This window comes from Acinetobacter sp. WCHAc060025 (assembly GCF_004209355.1).
Lineage (GTDB): Bacteria > Pseudomonadota > Gammaproteobacteria > Pseudomonadales > Moraxellaceae > Acinetobacter > Acinetobacter wuhouensis.
Genome location: NZ_SGSX01000060.1, coordinates 1 through 1,039 on the forward strand (window position 1 = coordinate 1; position 1,039 = coordinate 1,039).

Sequence of the window (1,039 nt, forward strand, 5' to 3'; positions counted from 1 at the left end):
GGCTTTGTTGCATAAACATTCAAAAGCTGAGTTCTCCCCAATCCATTCAAATTTAAGACACAACTTGGGTGCGAGGTCTACCTAATTCCGTAAATCTATTCAGAACTGCCACACGCGCATGAATTTCATTGACCTGACTTTGAAAATGTCTTGCCGTCAGCCTATCACCTAATAATTTGATGCAATGCATCTTGGTTTCCACCAAACTACGACGGTGATAACCCGACCATTTTTTCCATAGGGTTCTGCCTAAATGTTTAACCGTTTGAAGTAACTCATTTCGTTCTATTGAACTTATTTTAGAATCTTTCCAGGGCTTGGCATTCTTTCTGGGTGGAATTACTGCATGTGCTTGACGATCTGAAATCACTTTTCTGCAGCACTTCGTGTCGTACGCGCCATCGGTATAGACAGAATCTATTCGCTCATCTAGTGGAATTTGATCCAGTAAATCACCTAGTACTTGTGAATCACTGACATTATTTGTAGTAAGCTGAACGGCACGTATTTGCAGTGTTTCAGCATCTATACCAATATGCAGTTTACGCCATTGCCGACGGTATTCAGGCTGATGTTTTTTACGCTTCCATTCGCCTTCACCTAAAAACTTTAAACCCGTAGAGTCGACAAGTAGGTGTAACCCATCATGACTTTTCTGATAGCTTATCGCAATATCAATATGCTTTTGTCGTCTACAAAGGGTGGAGTAATCTGGTGCTGTCCAATTCAAGCCACAGAGTTTAATCAGGCTTTGAACAAAGCCAGTAACCATACGTAAAGAAAGACGGAATAGAGATTTGATCATTAAACAGCATTGAATCGCTGTATCGGAATAAGTTTGATTTCGTCCTTGCTTGCCTTGTGGTTGTGCATACCATTGCGTCTTAGGATCAAACCAGATTGAAATATTTCCTCGCTTGATTAAAGCTTGGTTATACGAGGACCAATTGGTTGTACGATAGATTTTAGGTGTAGGCTTCTTCATCTGGAAATTATATTACTGAAGAAGCCTTCAAGAATAGCTTTGTGCAACAAAGCC

General features: G+C 40.4%; 1 protein-coding gene. It reads right to left on the reverse strand.

Annotated features, from left to right (window positions below; genetic code table 11):
- Positions 1-52 precede the first annotated feature (52 nt).
- Positions 53-985, reverse strand: coding sequence for an IS5-like element ISAha3 family transposase (locus EXE09_RS18640; RefSeq protein WP_004812228.1), 933 nt, complete (start codon positions 983-985; stop codon positions 53-55).
- Positions 986-1,039 lie beyond the last annotated feature (54 nt).